At 71.7% G+C, this 19,588-nt stretch carries 17 protein-coding genes and 1 riboswitch; of the genes, 7 read left to right on the top strand and 10 right to left on the bottom strand.

Annotated features, from left to right (window positions below; translation table 11 throughout):
• The 3 genes from G3A44_RS12500 to G3A44_RS12490 all read left to right on the top strand — a co-directional run.
• The coding region (locus tag G3A44_RS12500; RefSeq protein WP_203561393.1) for an SGNH hydrolase domain-containing protein at positions 1–948 on the top strand (948 nt) is incomplete at its 5' end.
• A 164-nt stretch (positions 949–1,112) separates the two neighbouring features.
• A complete protein-coding gene (locus G3A44_RS12495; RefSeq protein ID WP_163457851.1) occupies positions 1,113–1,337 on the top strand; it encodes a hypothetical protein in 225 nt (74 codons plus the stop codon).
• 125 nt (positions 1,338–1,462) lie between these two features.
• A complete protein-coding gene (locus tag G3A44_RS12490) occupies positions 1,463–1,753 on the top strand; it encodes a hypothetical protein (protein ID WP_163457850.1) in 291 nt (96 codons plus the stop codon).
• Positions 1,754–1,859: 106 nt separating this feature from the next.
• Here G3A44_RS12490 and G3A44_RS12485 read toward each other — a convergent pair whose 3' ends face one another.
• From G3A44_RS12485 to thiC, 6 genes are read right to left on the bottom strand one after another with little or no spacing between them, the layout of a single operon-like run.
• Positions 1,860–3,557: a bifunctional hydroxymethylpyrimidine kinase/phosphomethylpyrimidine kinase gene (locus G3A44_RS12485; protein WP_163457849.1), complete on the bottom strand. Its 1,698-nt coding sequence runs from the start codon at positions 3,555–3,557 to the stop codon at positions 1,860–1,862.
• Positions 3,557–4,372, bottom strand: coding sequence for a thiazole synthase (locus tag G3A44_RS12480; protein WP_163457848.1), 816 nt, complete (start codon positions 4,370–4,372; stop codon positions 3,557–3,559). The genes G3A44_RS12485 and G3A44_RS12480 overlap by 1 nt, the downstream gene beginning before the upstream one ends.
• A 27-nt stretch (positions 4,373–4,399) precedes the next feature.
• Positions 4,400–4,624, bottom strand: a complete 225-nt coding sequence (gene thiS / locus G3A44_RS12475; RefSeq protein WP_163457847.1) for a sulfur carrier protein ThiS — start codon at positions 4,622–4,624, stop codon at positions 4,400–4,402.
• 19 nt (positions 4,625–4,643) lie between these two features.
• A complete protein-coding gene (locus tag G3A44_RS12470) occupies positions 4,644–5,813 on the bottom strand; it encodes an FAD-dependent oxidoreductase (RefSeq protein WP_163457846.1) in 1,170 nt (389 codons plus the stop codon).
• Entirely contained in the window at positions 5,810–6,634 is an 825-nt protein-coding gene (locus G3A44_RS12465) for a carbon-nitrogen hydrolase family protein (protein ID WP_163457845.1), read from the bottom strand. The genes G3A44_RS12470 and G3A44_RS12465 overlap by 4 nt, the downstream gene beginning before the upstream one ends.
• 10 nt (positions 6,635–6,644) lie before the next feature.
• A complete protein-coding gene (gene thiC / locus G3A44_RS12460) occupies positions 6,645–8,501 on the bottom strand; it encodes a phosphomethylpyrimidine synthase ThiC (protein ID WP_163457844.1) in 1,857 nt (618 codons plus the stop codon).
• Positions 8,502–8,599: 98 nt separating this feature from the next.
• Positions 8,600–8,745: riboswitch (TPP riboswitch) on the bottom strand.
• A 174-nt stretch (positions 8,746–8,919) separates the two neighbouring features.
• Here thiC and G3A44_RS12455 point away from each other — a divergent pair.
• Positions 8,920–10,050: a hypothetical protein gene (locus G3A44_RS12455; RefSeq protein ID WP_163457843.1), complete on the top strand. Its 1,131-nt coding sequence runs from the start codon at positions 8,920–8,922 to the stop codon at positions 10,048–10,050.
• A 23-nt stretch (positions 10,051–10,073) separates the two neighbouring features.
• Here G3A44_RS12455 and G3A44_RS12450 read toward each other — a convergent pair whose 3' ends face one another.
• A complete protein-coding gene (locus tag G3A44_RS12450) occupies positions 10,074–11,138 on the bottom strand; it encodes an aminoglycoside phosphotransferase family protein (protein WP_163457842.1) in 1,065 nt (354 codons plus the stop codon).
• 215 nt (positions 11,139–11,353) lie between these two features.
• On the opposite strand from G3A44_RS12450, the gene G3A44_RS12445 reads away from it, so the two are divergent.
• The 3 genes from G3A44_RS12445 to rsmA are packed head-to-tail and all read left to right on the top strand — an operon-like array spanning position 11,354 to position 15,905.
• On the top strand, positions 11,354–13,738 hold the full coding sequence (locus G3A44_RS12445; protein ID WP_163457841.1) for an LPS-assembly protein LptD: 2,385 nt from the start codon (positions 11,354–11,356) through the stop codon (positions 13,736–13,738).
• 8 nt (positions 13,739–13,746) lie between these two features.
• Positions 13,747–15,078, top strand: a complete 1,332-nt coding sequence (locus tag G3A44_RS12440; RefSeq protein WP_239061843.1) for a peptidylprolyl isomerase — start codon at positions 13,747–13,749, stop codon at positions 15,076–15,078.
• Positions 15,075–15,905, top strand: coding sequence for a 16S rRNA (adenine(1518)-N(6)/adenine(1519)-N(6))-dimethyltransferase RsmA (gene rsmA / locus G3A44_RS12435; RefSeq protein WP_163457840.1), 831 nt, complete (start codon positions 15,075–15,077; stop codon positions 15,903–15,905). The genes G3A44_RS12440 and rsmA overlap by 4 nt, the downstream gene beginning before the upstream one ends.
• A gap of 301 nt (positions 15,906–16,206) precedes the next feature.
• Here the strand turns inward: rsmA and G3A44_RS12430 are convergent, their stop codons facing one another.
• The 3 genes from G3A44_RS12430 to G3A44_RS12420 all read right to left on the bottom strand — a co-directional run bounded on the left by G3A44_RS12430 (position 16,207) and on the right by G3A44_RS12420 (position 19,530).
• Complete coding sequence (locus tag G3A44_RS12430) at positions 16,207–16,602, bottom strand: barstar family protein (RefSeq protein ID WP_163457863.1); 396 nt, start codon at positions 16,600–16,602, stop codon at positions 16,207–16,209.
• Positions 16,603–16,653: 51 nt separating this feature from the next.
• The gene (locus G3A44_RS12425; protein ID WP_239061851.1) at positions 16,654–16,983 is read right to left on the bottom strand and encodes a guanyl-specific ribonuclease; all 330 of its coding nucleotides are present in this window, start codon (positions 16,981–16,983) and stop codon (positions 16,654–16,656) included.
• A gap of 252 nt (positions 16,984–17,235) precedes the next feature.
• Positions 17,236–19,530 carry an NADP-dependent malic enzyme gene (locus G3A44_RS12420; RefSeq protein WP_163457839.1) on the bottom strand — a complete coding sequence of 765 codons (2,295 nt, stop codon included), beginning with the start codon at positions 19,528–19,530 and terminating at the stop codon, positions 17,236–17,238.
• Between the last annotated feature and the right edge of the window lie 58 nt (positions 19,531–19,588).

The following is a 19,588-nucleotide window of genomic DNA, read 5'->3' as shown; positions in this document are numbered from 1 at the left end:
GTCCTGGCCCTGGCCAGCCTGGGTCTGCTGGCCCTGGCCGCCGCCGGCGCGGGCCTGCGTCCGCCGGCCGCGGTGGAGACTGCCGCCCAGACGGCCCGCCGCCCCAACACCGGGCTGGGGGCCGCCTGCGACCAGTCCGCCCCCTACCGCCCGCTGCCCGCCTGCGACCAGCCCGGGCCGGGCGGTGCTCCGCCGGCCACGCTGGTGTGGGGGGACTCCTTGGCCATGCACCTGGTGCCTGGCTTGGCCCGGCGCCTGCCCGGTGGCCTGCGGCAGGCCACCCAGTCCAGCTGCGGCCCGCTGCTGGGCCTGGCGCCGCTCAGCGACGCGGGCCACACCCCCGCCTGGGCCCGGCAGTGCCAGGCCTTCAACGAGGGGGTGCTGGCCCACTTGGCGACCCGGCCCGACCTGCGCCGGGTGGTGCTGGCCAGCGCCTACCGCCAGTACCTGGTGCCGCAGGACCTGGGCCGGCACTGGACGCAGTGGCGACGCGGGCCGCAGGGCGACGAGCACACCGGCCCGGTGGACCCTGCCGCGGCGGTGGACGCCCTGGTGGCCACCGTGCAGGCGGTGCAGGCCCTGGGGCGCGAGGTGGTGGTGGTGGCGCCGCCACCGCTGGCCGAGGTCGACACCGGCCGCTGCCTGGCCCGCCAGGAGGCCGGCCGTTGGACCCTGGGCCTGCAGGCGGGTGAACCTTGCGCGGTGGACCTGGCGGCCGATGCCCGTCTGCAGGCGCCGGTGCGCGCCCTGCTGGATGGCCTGCGCGCCCGGCTGCCGCAGGTGCAGGTGGTGGACCTGCGAGCGGCGGGCTGTCCGCCCGGTAGCGCGGCCTGCCCGGCCCGGCTGCCGTCCGGCACGCCGCTCTACCGCGATGCGCGTCACCTCTCGGTGGAGGGCTCGCAGGCGCTGGCGGCGGCCCAGCGTTGGGAGCGCTGGGCGGCGCCCTGAACCCCGCGGTCGGTCGCCCTGCCGGCAGTCTGTCGCCGATTTCGGCGTTCCAGCCCCCCGGGGTGGCGGCCCATCGCCAGGTGCTGGAGGGGCCCGCGCCCCCTGCCTACAGTCACTTCCATCGACACCGCCTCCCCCACCGCCCCGTCGCCAGGAAGCCCACCATGACCCCCACCGCCTGCCCCGCCGCCCCGATCCAACCGTCCTGGGCCGCCACCCCCGCTGCCCGTGCGCCCCGCGCTGTCGCCCTGGGGCTGGCCTTGGTCCTCACCGCCGGCGTGCTGGCCAGCCTGGACCGCACCGCCGAGCGCCAATACCTCAGCGCCCAGGCGGCCGCCTGCGCCCACCCGGTGCTGGCCCAGTCGGACGCCATGGCCCCCCGCAGCTGAGCGATCCGCCTGCTCGGCCTCCCCCCCGTCCTGGGGGAGTGGTCGCACAGGGGGTGGGTGTCTAATGCCTTGAGTCAGGGGTAGAGCCCCTGCCGGCAACCGCCCACCCACCGAGAGGATTTCCCATGCAAAAGCTGATCGCCGCCGTCTCCCTGTCCCTGCTGGCCCTGGCCGGTGCCGCCCACGCCGCCGACCCGGCCCCGGCCGACAAGGGCCCGAACTGCATGGAGCAGGTCAAGGCCCAGGGCCTCAAGGGCGATGAGGCCAAGAAGGCCTTGGAAACCTGCCGCGCCGAGCGCAAGAAGCACCAGGAGGCCGCCAAGGCCAAGCGCGAGGCCTGCCGCGCCGAGCTCAAGGGCCAGAAGCTGGGCAAGGAAGAGCACAAGAAGGCGATGGAAGCCTGCGTGGCCAAGTAAGCCCGCCGTCGGCGCCCTGCAGTGCAGCACCTGCCGCAGCGGCTCCAGACACCCCTCACGGCCCGGATTTCCGGGCCGTTTTCATGGGCGGCCCGCCGCAGGGGGCTCAGGCCGCTGCTGTCAGGCTGGCATGGGGCCAGCCCATCGGGCCGCCCTGGCCCGCGGCGGTGGCGCGGCCCAGGTCCCAAGCGTGCTGCCAGGCGGGCAAGGTGTGCACGGGCTCCTCACCCAGGCCGCGCACGATGCAGCCGCCCTGCGCGCCGCTGGCGGCGATCTGGCTGAGTTGCGTTGGCGCCAGCACGCCACCAATGCCCACCGCCGGCGCCGGCGCCATGCGCGCCCAGAAGCCCAGGTTGTCCAGGCCCTGCGGCACCCAGGGCATGTCCTTGGTGGTGGTGGGCCAGACGGGGCCGCAGGCGATGTAGGCCGGCTGCCAGGCGGCGGCGCGGCACAGCTCCCACAGGGTGTGGCTGCTCAGGCCCAGTTTCAGGCCGCTGGCCTGGGCGCTGCGCAGGCGCTGCTGTTCGGCCGGGCTCAGGGCCAGCAGGTCTTCCTGGCCCAGGTGCAGGGCCTGGGCGCCCAGGTCCAGCGCCAGTTGCCAGTGGTCGTTGATGTAGAGCGTAGCGTCGGCCTCACCGGCGGCGGCCAGGCCCTGGGCCAGGTCGGCGCGCAGGCGGGCCAGCCAGGCGGCGTCGTCGGGCGCAGTGCCGGCGGGGCGCTTGATGCGCAGTTGCAGCGTGGGCAGCGGCAGACCCAACCGGTGGGCGGCGGCCAGCACGGCTTGCACCCGCTCGGCCCGGTCCACGATGGCGTAAAGGCCGGTGGCGTGCTGCACCGCGCCGCGTGGTGGCCACACCGCTTCGGCCCCCCCTGGCTGCACCGGCAGCACCGGCAGCGCCGGGCCGGGCGTGAGCCAGGGCAGGGTGGAGGGGTCGGTGATGAACCCGGCATCGGCCCACACCGGGCCGGCGCCGGCGCCGCGGGGGCGGGCGGCGCGCAAGGCCGCGGTGGTGGCCATCTTGGCCAGCACGGCCGCGTCGGCCGGCACAAAACCCCGGGCCAGCGCGGCGGCCAGGGTGCTGGCAAAGGTGCAGCCGGTGCCGTGGTGGTGGGCGGTGGGCACCCGCGGGGCGCTGAGCCAGCCGGTGATGGGGGTGCCGTCGGGCATGGCGCTGGCCAGCCAGTCGTGCGCGGCCGGGCGGCCACCGGCCGCAGCGTCAGCCTCGGCGCTGTCGCCGCCGGTGGCCACCACGGTGTGCACACCCAGGGCGCGCAGGGCTTCGGCCTGGGCCGGCAGGTCTTCGGCCCGCGCTTCGGGCTGGCCCAGCAGGCGGGCGGCCTCGCGCCGGTTGGGCGTCAGCACGGTGGTGCGCGGCAGCAGCAGCTCGCGGTAGGCGGCCAGGGTGGCGTCGTCGGCAAAGCCGGTTCCCGCGCCTTGGCTGACCGTGGCGCGCAGCACCGGGTCCACCACCAGGGCCACGGGGCCGCGCTGGCGCAGGGCGTCCACGGTGCGGGCCACGGCCTGCACGGCGGCGGCGCTGCCCAGCAGGCCGGTTTTGATGACACGCGGCGGCATGTCAGCGGCCAGGGCGTCCAGCTGGGCTTGCAACAGCTCAGCGGGCACGGGGTGCACGGCGCTGACGGCCACGCTGTTTTGCGCGGTGACGGCGGCCACCACCGGGCACAGATCCACGCCGCAGGCTTCGGCGGCGCGCTGGTCGGCGGCCAGGCCGGCGCCACCGCCGCTGTCGGTGCCGGCAATGCTCCAGATCAGCGGGCGCTGGGCGTTTTGAGGCATGGCCATCACCCGATCAAGAACGGCCGGCCGCCCACCGGGGTGGTGGCCACGGCCATGGCCTGCGGGGCCATGGCGCCGGCTTCATAACCCAGGCGGCCAGCGGCCACGGCGTGGCCAAAGGCGGCGGCCATGCGCACCGGCTCGCGGGCCTGGGCCACGGCGGAGTTGAGCAGCACGCCGTCCAGCCCCAGGGCCAGGGCCTGCACCGCATGGGCGGGCTCGCCAATGCCGGCGTCCACGATCAGCGGCACGCCGGGCAGGCGTTCGCGCAGGGTCTTGAGCGCAAAGGGGTTGATCAGGCCCTGACCCGAGCCGATGGGCGCGCCCCAGGGCATCAGCACCTGGCAGCCCACGTCCAGCAGGCGCTGGCAGGTCACCAGGTCGTCGGTGCAGTAGGGAAAGACGTGGAAGCCGTCCTTCACCAGCCGTTCGGCGGCGCTCACCAGTTCCCAGGGGTCGGGCTGCAGGGTGAACTCGTCGCCCACCACCTCCAGCTTGATCCAGGGCGTGTCGTACAGCTCACGCGCCATGTGCGAGAGGGTGATGGCCTCTTGCGCGGTGCGGCAGCCGGCGGTGTTGGGCAGCAGCCGGGCGCCGCGTTCACGCAGCGGGCCCAGCAGGCCGGCGATGAAGCCGTTGTCGCCACCGGCGGCCAGGGTGCGCTTCAGGCCCACGGTGACCACCTGGGTGCCGCTGGCGCGGATGGCCTCGTCCAGCACGGCGGGCGAGGGGTAGCCGGCCGTGCCCAGCAGCAGGCGGCTGTGCAGGGTGACGCCGTAGAGCGTCCAGGGGCTGGAGGAGAGGGGCGTGTGGGCAAGCATGGCGGGCGTGGCGGTGGGGGCGTGGGATCAGCCGCCCACGATGGCGGCAAAGGTGGTGAGCGCGTCACCGGCCTGCAGCACGGTGGACTCGCGCAGCGCGCGGGGCACGAACTGGGCGTTCACGGCGGTGGCCACGCGGGTCACGCCGTCCTGTTCCAGGCCGGCGGCGGCCAGGGCCTGGGCCACGGTCAGGCCGGGCGCCCAGGCCTGGGGTTCGCCATTGAGGGTGATGGGGGCGAGGGTCGGGGTCATCGGGCGGCATTTTCCGCGCTCAGGCGTGGGTGGGCTGCAGGTCGTGATGGAGCCCGGCCTGCGCCAGCGCGTCGCGCAGCAGCGCGGGTGAGAGCAGCCAACCGTGGCGGTACAGGCCGTTCAGGCGCAGCAGGCAGTGGCCTTGGTCATCGTGCTCCACGGTGCAGCGCGGGCCGTTGTCCGGCAGGGCAGGGCGCAGGTTGGTCTCCAGGTGCAGGATGCGGGCCTCGGCCAGGCCGGGCAGCACGCTGTGGGCGGCGGCCATCAACTCCACGGCGCTGCGCAGGCTCACGGGCGAGCGGTCTTCGCTTTCCACCTCGCTGGCGCCGATGACGATGCGCTCGCCCGGCCGGGGCACGATGTAGACGCGGTGGCGGGCGTGCATCAGCCGCACCGGGCGGCGCAGCACCACGCCGGGGGCGTGCAGCGTGACCACCTCGCCGCGCACGCCGCGCAGGGTTTCGGTGAAGGGGGCGTCGACCGTGCGGGGCTGGGCGCTGGCGGCTTGGCGGGCGCCCAGGCCACGCAGGTCCAGCACCCAGTCGGCGCGGTGGACCTGCGGGGCGCCGCCGTGGGTGGTGTGCAGCTCGCCCGGCGTCACCTGGGTGACGGTGTGGCCCCAGTGCCAGGCCACGCCCGGGGCTTCGGCGGCCAGGGCTTCCAGGGTGTCGGCGGGCAAGAGCTGGCCTTCGCCGGGCAGGTGCCAGGCGCGCAGGCCGGGCAGCAGGTCGGGCTCCAGCGCGGCCAGTTCGGGCCGGCTCAGGGCCTGGGGCGCGGGCAGGGTGGCGTGCAGCTGGGGGGCGGCGCGCACGCGGGCCAGCACCCGCTCGGCCGCGCCAGCGTCGGGCCCGTGGGCCAGCAGCAGGCTGCCGTGGCGGCGCACCAGCGGTGCGCCGTCTTCGCCCCGGGCGGCCAGCCGGGCGGCCACGCCGTCCCACAGGGCCAGGCCCTCCCAGCCGGCCAGGGCGATGGCGGCTTCGGCATGGTCCAGCTCGGCCAGGGGGCTGAGCATGCCGGCGGCGGTGAAGCCGGCCGGTCCCCGGCCGTCGCTGCGGGCTTGCGGGCCCGGGGCGGGGTCGAACACGCTGACGCGGTGGCCGGCACGGGCCAGGGCCCAGGCGGCCAGGCGGCCCAGCACGCCGGCGCCGGCGATGAGGAGATGCAGACGGGGGGAAGCGGTGGCGGTCATGGGTCAGAAGAGAGGTCAGGGTCGTCGGCTTCACAGGGGATCCAGCGCATGGCCGAGTCGCCCCCGGACCACAGGCCCATCCCACAAGCGTTGGCGGGCAACTGCGCGGCGAGCCGGCCGTCTGGCTGGATCACCACGCTGCGCCCCAGCACCGTGTCGGCGTGGGGTGTGTTCAGGCTGTACGGCCAGTTGGATTGGACCAGGGTGGTGCCCAGTGCCTGCGCCATGGCCTGGGCCTGGCGGACATGGCGGGGCAGGCCGTCGGCGGAGTCGTCCGGCACGGGGCTCATCAGCCCGGGCCACAGCAGCAGCTGGGTGCCCTGGCCGGCGAGCTGGGCGCTGACCTGGGGCAGGTCCTCAATCTCCCGGCAGAGCACGGCCGACACCCGCAGGCCGGCCAGCGCCACCACGGGACGGCAGTCGCCTGGCACGAAAAAGGTGGCTTCCGAGGGCGTCAGGCCATTTTTGGGGATCACCCCTGCCACCTCGCCAGAGGCGTCGATGAGCACCAGGCTGTTGTGCCAGCCCCCGGCCGCTGCGGGACTGGGCGCGCCCACCGCGAGGGCCAGCCCCAGCTGGCCGGCCGTGGCCTGCAGCTGGGCCAGGCCGGCGGCCACCCGGCCTGGCGCAGCCTCTTGGGCAATCTGCCGGTGAAATCCGGTCAGTGCCAGCTCAGGGCACAGGCACAGCGTCGCCCCTGCTTGCCGCGCCCGCGTCAGTGCACGGACCAGGGCAGCGACGTTGTCCTCCAGCCGCCAGTGCATGGCGGGCTGGATCAGGGCCAGCACGGGCGGTGGCGAGGCGGGGGCGACGGGCGACATGGCCGCAGTGTCAGGCCTGACCGGCCGGCTGGATGGGGATGTAGAACTCCCCGCCCTGCGCCTTGAACTCGGCGGACTTCTGGGCCATGCCCTGTTCGGCGTAGTCGCGCACGTCCTGCGTGATCTTCATGCTGCAGAACTTCGGGCCGCACATGCTGCAGAAGTGCGCTTCCTTGGACGAGTCCTTGGGCAAGGTTTCGTCGTGGTAGGCCTCGGCGGTTTGCGGGTCCAGGCCCAGGGCGAACTGGTCGCGCCAGCGGAACTCGAAGCGCGCCTTGCTCATCGCGTCGTCGCGGGCCCGCTGGCCAGGGTGGCCCTTGGCCACATCGGCGGCGTGGGCGGCGATCTTGTAGGCAATGATCCCCTGCTTCACGTCGTCGCGGTCGGGCAGGCCCAGATGCTCCTTGGGCGTGACGTAGCACAGCATCGCCGTGCCCATCCAGCCGATCATGGCCGCGCCGATGGCCGAGGCGATGTGGTCGTAGCCGGGGGCGATGTCGATGGTCAGCGGGCCCAGGGTGTAGAAGGGCGCTTCCTTGCAGTGCTTGAGCTGCTCGTCCATGTTGGCCTGGATCATGTGCATGGGCACGTGGCCGGGGCCTTCGATCATGGTCTGCACGTCGTGCTTCCAGGCGATTTGCGTCAGCTCGCCCAGGGTGCGCAGTTCGGCAAACTGCGCCTCGTCGTTGGCGTCGGCGCCCGAGCCCGGGCGCAGGCCGTCACCCAGCGAGAAGGTCACGTCGTAGGCCTTCATGATTTCGCAGATTTCCTCAAAGTGCGTGTAGAGGAAGTTCTCCTTGTGGTGCGTGATCATCCACTTGGCCAGGATGGAGCCGCCCCGGCTGACGATGCCGGTGCGGCGCTTGGTCGTCATCGGCACAAAAGGCAGGCGCACGCCGGCGTGGATGGTGAAGTAGTCCACCCCCTGCTCGGCTTGTTCGATCAGCGTGTCGCGGAAGATTTCCCAGGTGAGGTCTTCGGCAATGCCCCCCACCTTTTCCAGCGCCTGGTAGATCGGTACCGTGCCGATGGGCACGGGTGAGTTGCGCAGGATCCAGTCACGCGTGGTGTGGATGTTCTTGCCGGTGGACAAGTCCATCACCGTGTCACCGCCCCAGCGGATCGACCACACCAGCTTTTCCACTTCCTCTTCAATGGAAGAGGTGACGGCCGAGTTGCCGATGTTGGCGTTGATCTTCACCAGGAAGTTGCGGCCGATGATCATCGGCTCCACCTCGGGGTGGTTGATGTTGGCCGGGATCACGGCGCGGCCGCGCGCCACCTCGTCGCGCACAAACTCGGGCGTGATGAGGTCGGGAATGCGGGCACCCATGGCGTTGCCCTTCAGGCGGGCTTCGCGCTCGGCGTCTTGCAGGTATTCACGCATCCACTCGCGCTTGCCGTTCTCGCGGATGGCGATGTATTCCATCTCGGGCGTGACGATGCCTTGGCGGGCGTAGTGCATTTGGCTGACGTTGGCGCCCGCCTTGGCGCGGCGCGGGGTGCGCTGTAGGCCGGCGGCCTCGGCGCGCAGGGCCTCGATGCGCCCGCCGTCACGCTCCTCGTGCTTGCCGCCGTCGTCCAGCGCCACGCGCTGGCGGCCGCTGTAGGTCTCGGTGTCGGCGCGGTCGGCAATCCAGCCGGCGCGCACCGGGGCCAGGCCCTGGCGCACGTCGATGGCCACGGTCGGGTCGGTGTACGGGCCGGAGGTGTCGTACACGGTGACGCGCTCACCGTTGGTCAGCGCAATCTCGCGCATGGGCACGCGCAGGTCCGCGCGGCTGCCCTGGGCATGCACCTTGGTGGAGGCGGGAAAGGGCTCGCGGGTGAGCGTGAGCAGCTGCTGCAGTTTCTCGGGGGCGTTCATGGCGGCGGGGTCTCCTGGAGGCGGTGTGGTGGGCTGCTCCAGGGTGCCCGGGGGTGGCGCGCAGGGCCCACCTTGCAAAGGGGGCACGCAGGCGACGGGCCGCGGGGCCAGGCTCTTCTTACGCCGGTACGAACCGGATCAAGTACAGCGGGTTCGGCCATGCGGTTGGCCGTCTCAGCACCCCCAGGCCCGCCGCTTGAGTCTTGTTCAAGCCGCCGGCCCCGGTGCACCCCGGAGCATGGGGCAGATTGTGCGTGGGGCTGGGGAAGGGGGTCAAGGTGAGGGACATCGGCCCGCGACGCGCCACCGGGCACGGCAGCGGCGGCCTCACCCCTCAGTTCTGGCGACCACGGTGCGGCTCGGGCCGGCAGCATCCAGGCTGCGCCGTGCCGGGCGCCTTCATTGCCTGCCTGCCGTCATGCGCCTGTCGTCCGCCCTCCTGTCCCAGTCCATGGCCCTGGCCCTGCTGGTGCCCGTCAGCCTGCTGGCTCCCGCGGCCGACCGCACCTTCCACGCCGAAGGTGCCGACACCGGCGCCGGGGTGGGCCCGCGCCACATCGCCCAAGGCGGCGCCGGACAGGCCAGCAGTGACGACGTGGTCGCGCTGTACTTCAACCCCGCCGGCCTGCTGGGCCTGCCACGCTGGGAAGCCAGCGTGGCACGGCAGACGAATGCGCAGTTCCATCGTCTCAACTTCCTGGGCGTCGGCGGGCCGTTGCCGGCCGCCTGGACGCCCGGCTGGCGCCTGGCCCTGGCGGCGGGCTACTACCCCCGCGTGCACGGCAAGGCCCACGGCGCCTATGGCGAAGACGACTTTGAAAGCACCTTCCTGCGCTACTTGCTGCCCGGCATGTCCGGCACTTTTGACGGCGACATCGAGAGCAAGACCAAGGAATACCGGCTGGCGCTGGGCCTGGCACCCGAGGGCAGCGCCTGGTCCTTCGGGCTGTATGTGGACCGCATCGACTGCAAGTCCCACTTCTGCGGGGTGACGGCGCGCAGCCAGGGCTACACCGTGCATTCCAGCGGCGCCACCGCGGTGGGCGTGGGCGCCGGCCTGCGTTGGCAGGCCCGGCCGGACCTGGTCCTGGGTGTGCACCTGAGTGACCTGGACACCCGCCTGACCGTGCGCAGCACCATCACCGACGACGCCGGCACCCGCGACGAACGCAACACCGCGCAGTTCCCGCGCAAGCTTTCTGCCGGGCTGGCCTGGCAATGGCGCGGTCCCGACCGCCTGGCCGCCGACTACGAGGTGATGAAAGGCCGCTACGGCCAGAGCGCCGTGGACATGCAGTTGCTGCGCCTGGGCCACGAATGGCCGCGCGGAGACTGGGCCTGGCGCGCCGGCGCGCTGGTGCCCTTGCGGGTGTACAGCAGCACCGGTGGGCGCATGCGGCCCGCCTTCCCCATTTCACCCACCGCCGGCCTGGGCTGGCAGACCGGGCCGTGGCGGCTGGACGCCGCGGTGTATGCCCACGCGGTGATGAGCCTGCACCGGGACGGCGTGGCGCCGGCGGCGGATGTGAGTGTGAGTGTGGGGTTTTGAGGCGGACGCGGCCGGCGATGGTTTCACCGCAGGCTGAACGCCTGGGTGGTCAGCGGGCCGGTCAGGTCTTCCAGCAGCGGGATCAGCGGCTTGAGCGGCGTGTAGCGGTGCGCCACCTTCACGGCGTAGTGGAAGAAGCGCGGCAAGTCCTGGGCGTACTTGGCCTTGCCGTCGCGGTGCTTGAGGCGGCAGAAGATGCCCAGCACCTTGAGGTGGCGCTGCAGGCCCATCCATTCGGTCTGGCGCCAGAACTCGCCAAAGTCCTCGTCCACCGGCAGGCCGGCCTTGCGGGCGCCTTGCCAGAAGCGCACCGCCCAGTCCAGCTCGCGTTCCTCGTCCCATGACAGGAAGGCGTCGCGCAGCAGGGAGGCCAGGTCGTAGGTGATGGGGCCACGCACCGCGTCCTGAAAGTCCAGGATGCCGGGGTTGGGCGTGGCCACCATCAGGTTGCGCGGCATCCAGTCGCGGTGCACGGCCACGGTGGGTTGGGCCAGGGCGCTTTTGACCAGGGCGTCGCAGACGCGGTCCCACAGGCCTTGCTGGACCGGGCTCCAGGTCTTGCCAAATTCGCGCTGCACGCACCACTCCGGGAAGAGGGCCAGTTCGCGGCGCAGCAGGGCGTCGTCGTAGGGGGGCAGGGCACTGGCGTCCACCTTGAGTTGCCACTGCACCAGGGCGGCCACGGCCTCGCGCATCAGGCGCTCGGACTGGGCGCCGCCGTCGGCTTGCACGGCGTCGAGGTAGAGCGACTGACCCAGGTCGGCCAGCAGCAGGAACCCCCGCGCCTCGTCGGCGGCCAGCACTTCGGGGGCGTGCAGGCCGGCGGCATGGATCAGGCCGGCCACCTGGAGGAAGGGGCGCACGTCCTCTTGCGGGGGCGGGGCGTCCATGACGATGACGCTGCGCGTGCCGTCGTGGCTGCGTAGGCGGAAATAGCGGCGGAAGCTGGCGTCGGCGGAGGCCGGGGCCAGGCTGGAGCCGTCCAGGCCGTGGGTGGCCAGCAGCGGCTGCAGCCAGGCGTGGAAGGCGGCTTGGCGGGCCGGGTCGGTCCAGACGATGGGGGCGGAGGTGGGGGCGTCGGCAGGCATGTGGGGCGGGGGGCGCGGGCGGGTGGCGGGCCAGGCCCGGGCCGGCGGCCGCCGGGGGGGCTCATGGATAATCCACATTCTAAGAATGCCCTGCCCGTGCCCGGCGCAGCCTTGGTCGCCGCCCGCCCGGGTGGCTGGCCGCGGCGCCGGGGCGCGGTGGTGTCTGCCCCGCCTCGCCTGTGCCTGACTGCCTCTCCTTCACCTTACTGGCCCGCTTGAATGTCCGGCGGCCGGCTGCTCCGCTGCTGGCCGGCTGGGCGCTGGCGTGGCTGGCCGCGGGCGCGGCGTCGGCCCAGGGGGCGTCCGAGCTGCCGGTGGCTGAGCCTGCGGCCACCGCGCCCACGCCGGTGGCCTTGGCCAGCGCGGCCAGTTGCACCGCGGTGGCAGGCGCCCGGCGTCGGCCCACGGCCGCGGCGCCCGCGCCCACCGGGCCGGTGGACCTGAGCGCCGCCCGCCTGCGCAGCGAGGGGGGCGCCCAGACGGTGGCCGAGGGCGAGGTGGTGCTGCGCCGCGCGGGCATGCAGCTCAGTGCCGACCTGCTGCGCTATCTGCATGCCGACGAGACCGCCATTGCCGAGGGTGAGGTCCGGCTGAGCCGGGGCGAGGACCGATTTGTGGGCAGCCGTGCCGAGCTCAACCTGCGCACCGAGGCCGGTGTGGTGGAGCAGCCACGCTTTCATGTGGCGCGGGCGGGGGCCGGGGGTCAGGCGCGCCGCATCGAATTCCAGGGCGGTCGGCAGCTCTCGGCCCAGCAGGCGGCCTACAGCAGCTGCGATCTGGACGCGCCGGGTGGCCCCGACTGGGTGCTGACCATGGACCGCCTGGACCTGGACTTCGAGCGCAATGAGGGCCTGGCCCGCGGTGCGGTGCTGCGGTTCATGGATGTGCCGCTGCTGGCCATCCCGACCCTGAGCTTTCCGGCGACCGACCAGCCCAAGTCCGGCTGGCTGCCGCCGACCATCGATTTCGACTCGCGCGCTGGCGTGGTCATCAGCGAGGCCTATTACTGGCGCCTGGCGCCCAACCGGGACGCCACGCTGATGCCGGTCATCTCCAGCCGGCGCGGGGTGGGCCTGCGGGGCGACTACCGCTACCTGCTGCCCAGTGACACCGGGCAGCTGGCCTTCCATGCCCTGCCCAGTGACCGGGTGGCCGGCCGCGAGCGCTACAGCCTGGAGTTCTCGCACGAGGGCGAGGTCTCGGGCGGGCTGCGTTACCAGCTGACGGGCCAGCGCGCCTCGGACGATGCCTACTGGAAGGACCACGCCAAGATCCTGAGCAGCTGGACACCGCGGCTGCTGCCGCGCAGTGCCGAGGCGCTGCAACCCGGACGCTGGGGCGGGCTGGAGTGGGAGGCCTATACCGGGGTGCAGGGCTGGCAGGTGCTGCAGCAGTCTGACGCCGCGATCTCGCCGCCCTATGAGCGTGTGCCGCAGCTGGGCCTGCGCGGGCGCTGGGGCGGTGCCACCGGCCTGCAGCTGGACTTCACCACCGAATACAACGCCTTCCGGCGTGCACGCTCCAGCCTGGCGCCCACGCCGGCGCTGACCGAGCCCACCGAGGGCCAACGCCTGCAGGCCCGCCCCTCCCTGGCCTGGACCTGGGATGCGGGCTGGGGCTGGCTGACCCCGCGCGCCACGGTGCTCGCCAGCGCGTACGACTACCCTGCCTGGGTGAGCGACAGTGGCGGCACCCTGACCGGCCAGACCGAGAACGCACACCGCAGCAGCGTGGTGCCCACCTTCAGCCTGGACATGGGCCTGCGCTTCGAGCGTCCCCTCTCCAGCCTGGGCGCCGACCTGCTGCAGACCCTGGAGCCGCGTCTGCACTATGTGCGCACGCCGCTGCGTGCCGCGCAGGCCAGCCTGCCGCTGTTTGACACGGCGGCCTCCGACTTCAACGCCTACTCGATCTACGCCGACAACGCCTACACCGGCGGCGACCGGGTGTCGGATGCCAACCAGATCACCTTTGGGGCGACTTCGCGCTTTCTGTCGCGGGACAACGGCACCGAGCGGCTGCGCCTGGGCTTTGCCCAGCGCTACCAGTTCAGCGAGCAGCAGCTGGGGCCGGACGTGAGTTCCGGCAGCAGCCGCTTCTCCGACCTGATGCTGTTCGGCTCCGGCCAGCTCCACGAGCGCTGGCATGCCGATGCCACCCTGCAGTACAACGTGGACCTGGCCCGCCCGGCGCGCACGGTGGGCACCCTGCGCTACCAGCCGGGCCCCTTCCGCACCCTCTCGGGCACCTACATCTACACCCGCGGGCAGAGCGAGCAGTACGGCCTGGGCTGGCAGTGGCCCCTCTACCAGCGCGAGGCCTCGGGCTCCGGCCAGTGCCAGGGCACCTTCTACGGCGTGGGCCGCGGGCTCTACAGCAAGACCGACGGCCGCCTGACCGATGCCTTGGCGGGGGTGGAATACGACTCCGGCTGCTGGGTCTTCCGCGTGGTGGCCGAGCGCACCGCCATCGGGCAGGCCACGGCCAGCACCCATTTCATGGTCCAGCTGGAGCTGGTCGGCCTGTCCCGTCTGGGCAGCAACCCGCTCAAGACCCTCAAGGACCAAATTCCAGGCTACCGCCTGCTGCGTGAGGACTGATGCTCCCCATGAACCTGAAGCGCAAGGGCCCTGCGGCCGTTCTGGCCCTGCTGGCCACCCTCCTGGGCCCGGGGGTGTCGGCGCCCGCCATCGCCCAGGCGACCGCCCTCACCACCAAGGCGGCCGACTACATCGTGGCCATCGTCAACAACGAGCTGGTCACCCAGTCCGAGCTGGACCAGCGCCTGGCCCGTGCCCGCATCGAGTTGCAGCGCAACCCGGGTGGCGCCCCGGCAGAGGCCGAGCTGCGCCGCCAGGTGCTGGAGGCCTTGATTGACGAGCGGGTGCTGATTACCTTTGCCCGCGACGCGGGCGGGCGCATCGAGGACCACGAGCTGGACCGGGCCATCGCCAACATCGCCACCGTCAACCAGCTCACCCAGGACCAGCTGCGCGAGCGGCTGCGGGCCGAGGGCACCGACTTCACCCGTTTCAGGGCCAATATCCGCGACCAGATGCTGGCCGAGCGCGCCCGCGAGCGCGAGGTGGGGGGACGCATCCGGGTGACCGAGCTGGAGATCGAGGCCCTGCTGGCCGAGGAGCGCGCCAAGCGCGCCGGCGACGTGCAGCTCAACCTGGCCCAGATCATGATCACCGTGCCTGAAGGCGCCAGCCCCGCGGTGCTGGCCGAGCGCCAGGCGTTGCTGCGCCAGGCCCAGCAGCGCCTGGCCGCGGGTGAGCCCTTCGAGGCCGTCGCCCGTTCGGTCTCCGAAGACCCCAACCGCCAGCGGGGTGGCGAGATCGGCCTGCGGCCGGCCGCCCGCCTGCCCGACCTCTTCACCGAGGCGGTCAAGGGCCTGGAGGTGGGCGGCGTGACGCCCGAGGCCGTGCGCAGCGGTGCGGGCTTTCACCTGCTCAAGGTGGTGGACCGCCTGGGTGGCGAGGCCGGCATGGTGGTGCAGACCCGCGCCCGCCACATCCTGCTGCGGCCGTCCGCCCGCCTGACCCCCGAGGCCGCCAGCCAGCGCCTGTCCGAGATGCGCGAGCAGGTCCTCTCCGGCCAGCGCAAGTTCGAGGACCTGGCCCGCCAGTACTCCGAAGACGGCAGCGCCGGTGCCGGCGGCGACCTGGGCTGGGCCGGTCCCGGCCAGTTCGTGCCCGAGTTTGAGCAGGCCATGAACGGCCTGGCCCCCCTGGGCATCTCCCAGCCGCTGGTCTCGCGCTTTGGCGTGCACCTGATCCAGGTGCTGGAGCGCCGGCAGGCCAAGCAGGACCCCCGACAGGCGCGCGAACAGGCGCGCAACATCCTGCGCGAGCGCAAGTACGAGCAGGCCTACACCGAGTGGATGGAGGAGCTGCGTTCGCGCGCCTACATCGAGATGCGGGAGCCGCCGCTGTGAACCGACCTTCCCGACCCGCCGGCCGCAGCAGCGGCCACGCCGGCACCAGCCACCACGCCCGAAAGCGTTTTGGCCAGCACTTCCTGACCGACGGCGCCATCATCGACGGCATCGTCCGCGCCATCGACCCGCAGCCCGGCGAGGTGGTGGTGGAGATCGGCCCCGGCCTGGGGGCGCTCACCGGCCCGCTCAAGGCCTGCTGCGACCCCGCGCTGACCGTGGTGGAGCTGGACCGCGACCTGGCCGCCCGGCTGCGGCGCGACCCGCAGCTGCAGGTCATCGAGTCCGATGTGCTCAAGGTGGATTTCCGTGCCCTGGCCCTGGAGCGCGGCACCCGGCTGCGTGTGGCGGGCAACCTGCCGTACAACATCTCCAGCCCCATCCTCTTTCACCTGCTGCCCGCGGCCGATCAGGTGGTGGACCAGCACTTCATGCTGCAGAAGGAAGTGGTCGACCGCATGGCCGCCGGTCCGGGCAGCAAGGTCTATGGCCGGCTGTCGGTGATGCTGCAGTGGCGCTACCACATCGAGGCGCTGTTCGACGTGCCGCCCGACTGCTTCGACCCGCCGCCGCAGGTCGACTCGGCCGTGGTGCGCATGGTGCCCTGGCCGGCGCCGGTGGTGCTGGATCCGGCCCGTTTCGAATCCATGATGGCAGCGGCCTTCTCCCAGCGCCGCAAATTGCTGCGCCACAGCCTGGGGCCCTGGTTGGAGGCGCAGGGCTTTGGCGGCAGTTTCGACCTGCAGCGCCGTGCCGAAGAGGTGCCGGTGGCCGAGTTCACCGCACTGGCGGCCGCCCTGCCGCCGGTGCCGACCGCCGCCGACTGAGTCGCCGGCGTCCCGGCCGCCACGCCGCTGGCGGCGGGACAGCCCCAAAAACAAGAGCCCGCCGGAGGGCGGGCTGTGGGTGGCAAGGTCCCGTGACAGGACGGGGCGATGACCGGCCGCGCAAGGGCGGCGCCGCCTCAGGCGGCGCTCAACCACATGGCCGTGTCGAAGGCGGACGACATCATCGGCATGTTCATGCCGAAGTTGGGGTTCACGCCGTTCTTGAGTGCGGTCTTGGAGACCGGCTTTTCGGGGGCCGTTTCAGCAGCCCGCTCCCATGACCCGTTTTCTTGGGAGCGGGCTACTGAAAAGAATAGAAGCACCTGAAGGGTATCTTGCGCTCGCCCCAGTAGTCGGCGGCATCGCGGAAGACGTCGAGCAGCTGCTCACGGGCCTCACGGTCGAACTTGGCGTTGTCGGGGATCTGCTCCAGCACCACCACGAAGCCCGGCTGCGGACCCGACTTGTGGACAATGTCGGTCATGCAGTCGTAGAGCGCGTCCAGGTTCTTGCCGAAATGGGCAGGAAACAGGAACGAGGTGGCGATCCCTTCCAGCACATCCTGCTTGGTCTGGGCGTCGATCAGATTGGCGAACAGGAAATGCTGGCCGGCCTCCTGGGCCGAGCGCATCAGATCGTCCACCCGGTAGGCGCGGATCGCCTGCACGATATTGGGTCGGACGGAGTGCAGAAGCATGGTCACGATCCTCCAGTGTTCAACAAAGCGAGTGTCTGGGGCCAGACGTTCTCAGCGCTGGATGCGCCGGAAGCTGGCATAGTGGTCTTCGGTGTAGAAGCACGCTTCGGGTTCCCGGGGGACCTCGCCACCGCACACGATCCGGCGCGCGCCACGGTTCTTGGCGCCGGGGGTCCTCACGGTGTACTCCCGGTAGAACCCACGCGACTTGCGCGGCAGCAAACGTTCCCGGTTGCCGAAGACGGTGCCATCTTTCTCATAAGGAAAGGGGCCGCCTGCCTGGATCAGCTTGTCGGTTTCCCGGGCTTCGGGCGGAAGCTCGGCCAGCTGGACCACGGGCAGGCTGTCCTCGGCCTGCGTGCGGGCGACCGCTTCGGTCAACCCCGCGGGGTTCAGGAGCACGGTTCCTGCCAGCCACAGGGCCGCAGCGGTCGATCTCAGCGCCTGCCGAGCCGGTCCCACTGCCTGTGAGAAGTCAAGGAGCACGGGTTTACCCTGAAGACGTAAACCATGATCCTAGCCGATCGGCCTCTTTACCACAAGTCGAAGCCCCAGTACGCGAGCGCGCCCTGGGGTCTGGAGTGGCTGCAAACTTCACATCAATCCCTTGGACGCGCCAGGGATTGATGTGGATCAACGTGCGGCGTTGGCGTCGGCGACGGTCAGCGCCGTCATGTTGACCACCCGACGCACGGTGGCCGAGGGCGTCAGGATGTGCACCGGTTTGGCCGCACCCAGCAGCACGGGGCCGATGGCGATGCCACCGCCGGCGGCGGTCTTGAGCAGGTTGTAGCTGATGTTGGCGGCGTCGATGTTGGGCAGCACCAGCAGGTTGGCTTCGCCCGACAGGGTGCTGCGGGGCATCAGCTCCTTGCGGTAGGCCGCATCCAGGGCGGTGTCGCCGTGCATCTCGCCGTCGATCTCCAGCCACGGGGCCATCTCGCGGACCAGGGCCAGGGTCTGGCGCATCTTGACGGCGCTGGGTTGGTCGCTGGAGCCGAAGTTGCTGTGCGAGAGCAGGGCCGCCTTGGGCTGGATGCCAAAGCGCAGCATCTCCTCGGCCGCCAGCAGGGTGATTTCGGCCAGCTGCTCGGCGCTGGGGTCGTAGTTGACGTGCGTGTCCACCAGGAAGACCTGCCGGCCCGGCAGCATCAGGCCGTTCATGCAGGCATAGGTCTTGACGCCCGGGCGCTTGCCGATGACGGCGTCGATGTGGTGAATGTGCAGCGCGGTGGTGCCCCAGGTGCCGCAGATCATGCCGTCCACGTAGCCCTTGTGCAGCAGCATGCTGCTGATGAGGGTGAGGCGGCGGCGCATTTCGATCTTGGCGAACTGCTCGGTCACGCCGCGGCGGTCCATCATCTGGTGGTAGGTCTGCCAGAAGTCGCGGTAGCGAGCATCGTCGTCGATGCTGACGATCTCGTAGTCGCGGCCTTCCTGCAGACGCAGGCCCAACTTGTCGATGCGCGAGGTGATGACCTCGCGGCGGCCCACCAGCACGGGGCGCGCCAGGTTCTCGTCGACCACGATCTGCAGGGCCTGCAGCACCCGGCGGTCTTCTCCCTCGGCGTAGGCCACGCGTTTGGCCTTGGCACGCTTGGCCACCGCGAAGATGGGCTTCATGATGGTGCCCGACGCGTACACGAAGGTGTGCAGCTTGTCGCGGTAGGCGTCCAGGTCGGCGATGGGCCGGGTGGCCACGCCGCAGTCGGCGGCAGCGCGCGCCACGGCCGGCGCGATCTGCATCATCAGGCGCGGATCGAAGGGCTTGGGGATCAGGTACTCGGGCCCGAAGCTCAGGTTCTGCCCGGCGTAGGCGGCGGCCACCACGTCGTTCTGCTCGGCCTGGGCCAGCTCGGCGATGGCATGCACCGCGGCGATCTCCATCTCATCGGTGATGGTGGTCGCCCCGCAATCCAGCGCGCCGCGGAAGATGTACGGGAAGCACAGGACGTTGTTGACCTGGTTGGGGTAGTCGGTGCGGCCCGTGGCCATGATGGCGTCGTCCCGCACCGCCTTGACCTCCTCGGGCATGATCTCCGGCGTGGGGTTGGCCAGGGCGAAGATCAGCGGGTTGGCGGCCATGCTGGCCACCATGTCGGCCTTGAGCACGCCGCCGGCGGACAGGCCCAGGAAGATGTCGGCGCCGGCGATGGCCTCGCGCAGCGTGCGGTGGGGCGTGGGCTGGGCGAACTCGGCCTTGTCCGGGTCCATCAGCTCCACCCGGCCTTCATAGACCACGCCGGCCAGGTCGGTCACCAGGATGTTCTCGCGCGGCAAGCCCAGCTTGACCAGCAGGTTCAGGCAGGCCAGGGCGGCGGCGCCCGCGCCCGAGGACACCAGGCGCACCTGCTTGATGTCCTTGCCCACGACCTTCAGGCCGTTGAGCAGGGCGGCGCCCACCACGATGGCAGTGCCGTGCTGGTCGTCGTGGAAGACGGGGATGGACAGGCGCTCGCGCAGCTTGCGCTCGACGTAGAAGCAGTCGGGCGCCTTGATGTCCTCGAGGTTGATGCCACCAAAGGTGGGCTCCAGCGCGGCGATGATGTCGACGAGCTTGTCGAGGTCCTTCTCGTTGATCTCGAGGTCGAAGACGTCGATGCCGGCGAACTTCTTGAACAGGACGCCCTTGCCTTCCATCACCGGCTTGGAGGCCAGCGGGCCGATGTCGCCCAGGCCGAGCACGGCGGTGCCGTTGGTCACCACGGCCACCAGGTTGCCGCGGCTGGTGTAGCGGAAGGCGTTGGCGGGGTCCTCGACGATCTCCTCGCAGGCGGCGGCTACGCCGGGGGAGTAGGCCAGGGCCAGGTCACGCTGGTTCACCAGCTGCTTGGTCGCGTTGACCGCGATCTTGCCGGGGGTCGGAAACTCGTGGTACTCCAGCGCGGCACGGCGCAGTTCGGCACGTTTTTCTTCGGGAGTGGTCATGGCGTAGGGGAGAGGGCGGAGCCCTGGCGTCACAGGGGTTGACGGGCCGCGGATTCTA

This window comes from Ideonella livida, from assembly GCF_010499455.1.
GTDB lineage: Bacteria > Pseudomonadota > Gammaproteobacteria > Burkholderiales > Burkholderiaceae_C > Ideonella > Ideonella livida.
The sequence above is the reverse complement of the archived record's forward strand: the minus strand, read 5'-3'. Positions and strand labels throughout refer to the sequence as shown.